This window comes from Microcystis sp. M49636_WE2 (genome assembly GCF_030065375.1).
Lineage (GTDB): Bacteria > Cyanobacteriota > Cyanobacteriia > Cyanobacteriales > Microcystaceae > Microcystis > Microcystis aeruginosa_C.
Window position 1 is genome coordinate 1 of the sequence record NZ_JASJFG010001001.1, and the last position, 2704, is coordinate 2704.

Here is a 2704-nt window from a genome sequence, read left to right on the forward strand (position 1 = left end):
GGGGTGTCGATCCCCCCTTAGTCCCCCCTTGATAAGGGGGGTGTCGATCCCCCCTTAGTCCCCCCTTGATAAGGGGGGTGTCGATCCCCCCTTAGTCCCCCCTTGATAAGGGGGGTGTCTGACAACTTTTAACGCCTACCTACTTAGAATCAATACTTACAGGGAAAGCTAAAAGCTAGAAACCCAGACGGGGAGCTAACCTTTAGCTGTTCTTGTTCAACGTCACAGTTATCAATGTGTGCAAGACATTGGTAACTGTTATTTTTGTTTCTTGAAGCGGGAAACCATTCCTAAACCACCCACTCCCAGAAGTCCGAGGATAGTACCAGGTTCGGGGATAGAACTAGGGGGGTCTAGGTCTTGAGTGAAGCTGTTAGTGGAAGATTGTAATAGAGAGTTACTGTGAAGACTTGTGAAGGTATCGATCACTTTGATGGGACTAGCATTGAAAGACAGAATACTGCCAAAGGCGTCAGAGCCGTTTGTGGAAGTTAGGGTGATAAGCGGAGTACCACCTAGTGTGAAAACCTTCTTGGTAGCGAGATAATTTGTGCTTCCACCCAGTCCAGATATATCTGTATCGAATATAATCGTATCGAAAACTAGGGGGGGGGTTGAAATAGCGACAATCTTGACTTTGTATTCCAATGTACCATTGGCAACACCCAAGCTAGTTTCTTCACGAAAATTTACAGTCCAAACATCTTGATTGAGAACGAATCTCAGTTTATCGCCTGCACCAACATCGCCACCGAAACTGAAATCGGAGAACAATTGGTCGCCAAGCTTAACAGAATCATATACCGTTGCGCCGATCGAGAGTCCGCCAGAAGTAATAGTAGCATTGACAAAACCATTGCCACCTACAAGTGGAACGGTAAAAGAACTAGCTTGAGCGGGGGTAGCCATAGCGGTGGCGATGCCGAGGGTAGCTACACCCCAGAGGATTGTGGCTAATTTGTTGATTGTCATGATGACTAAATTATCGAGTGTCATTTATGGTTACTATAGACATCAAAAAAATTTAGACGAGTATTAGGCTCGTTGTTTTTTTTTGCTTGTCTTGACAAAAATATAACTAAAAATCTACCCAAAAAAACAAAATTTTTAGAAGACTTTTTTGACAATATTTATATATTTTCGTCCAACTTATGGCAGTTTTTATTAAACACAATTGTCCCAAAAAATAGACAAATATACTTAGGCTTTTTTGTGAAAGTTGGACAAATAAACAGGCTCTACTTAAAAAAAAATCTCTCAAATTGTTACAAAACTTTATCAAGAGAGGAACAATGGATAAAACTTAACAGTTTTGATCGTTAAAACTGGAATTGCATAAGAATTAAGGGACTTGCGCTTTGATAATGTACCTTTTGGGCGAACACAGTTCGCCCCTACATTGTGGACAAAATCCGTTACTATCGCTCAGGTTTGCTGATCACTCTAAGTAGGGGGAGAGCCTTCGATGGACCGGGCAAGATAGCCTTGATAAGGGGGGTGTCTGATAATTTTTAACGCCTACCTACTCATCTCTATCTAAAGGGGTATGACTAATTTTTATAAATCATCTAGACTCACCATTGTAGGGTGATACCAATATAAAATTGGACAACCGACTGTCTAACGTTGGACAACCTTGCCTCGATAAATTTCTTTAATTAAAACCGAGTTCTATACTATGAATACTCTCATCACTATTCGAGAAGCCTCGGATTTACTCGGAGTTAGCATTAAAACCCTCCGGCGCTGGGAACAACAGGGGAAAATTACCTCAATTCGTACCCGTGGCGGTCATCGCCGATTTCGACCGGGAGATCTCTTACAATCTGGCCAAGAAACCAGATTTATTGTTGGCTATGCTCGTGTTAATCGACCTGAACAAAAACCACAATTAGACACCCAAATAAAAGCGTTAGAAGACTTTTGTAGTCAGCAGGGTCAACCCTTTGAAATTCTCACCGATATCGGCGACGGAGTCAGCCACAATCACCCTAATTTTATGCGTCTAGTGAAGATGATTTGTCACGGTGAGGTGAAATCTCTAGTTTTAACCCATGCGGAAAGTGTGAGTCGCTTTTGTCATGATTTTATTTTGGGTTTGTGCGGTATCTTCAAAATCCAAGTTATTCTCCTCAATCAACCCCAGAAATCCATTGCAGCTGAGGATTTAGTCGAGGATATCCAATCCCTCGTCACCATCTGTTACAATAGTCTCTACCCAATACATGACCAGGCTCATCAGCAATTACTAGAACACCTAGGGGCGCTTAAGAATATCCGTGTGGGTTAAAATTACCCTTGCCGTGGGTTTCTCATCCCTCTTTTTAGTTGTCTGATGCCGCCTCTACTGTTCCCCGAACAACGGCCAAAAATAGTAATATTTTAGATGATAAAGACAATATGATCCCCCCTTGCCCTAGGGTTGATTCAAGGTAGGGTTGATTCATGAATCAACCCTACCCCTTGCCTCCCTTAAAAAAGGGGGGAAAACCAGGAAAGTTCCGTTTTCCAAGCTGGATTGAGGGGGATCAAATTGGCTAACGGCTATAATAACTCCACATTGACGGCAAATGAAACTAGAAACCACGGCGATTAAACGGATTCTCGATGCTAACCTTGACCGCGCCAGAGAAGGACTGCGAATTATCGAAGAATGGTGTCGTTTTGGCTTAGATAATCCCGATTTAGCCCAAGAATGTAAAGA

General features: G+C 42.6%; 2 protein-coding genes and 1 pseudogene. 2 read left to right on the top strand and 1 reads right to left on the bottom strand.

The window, feature by feature from the left end:
• Positions 1-258: 258 nt before the first annotated feature.
• Positions 259-972, bottom strand: a complete 714-nt coding sequence (locus PX484_RS22955) for a PEP-CTERM sorting domain-containing protein (RefSeq protein WP_287767098.1) — start codon at positions 970-972, stop codon at positions 259-261.
• Positions 973-1678: 706 nt separating this feature from the next.
• On the opposite strand from PX484_RS22955, the gene PX484_RS22960 reads away from it, so the two are divergent.
• A complete protein-coding gene (locus tag PX484_RS22960) occupies positions 1679-2290 on the top strand; it encodes an IS607 family transposase (RefSeq protein ID WP_002801613.1) in 612 nt (203 codons plus the stop codon).
• A gap of 280 nt (positions 2291-2570) precedes the next feature.
• Positions 2571-2704 (top strand): annotated as a pseudogene (locus PX484_RS22965) (thiamine phosphate synthase); the annotation flags it as partial.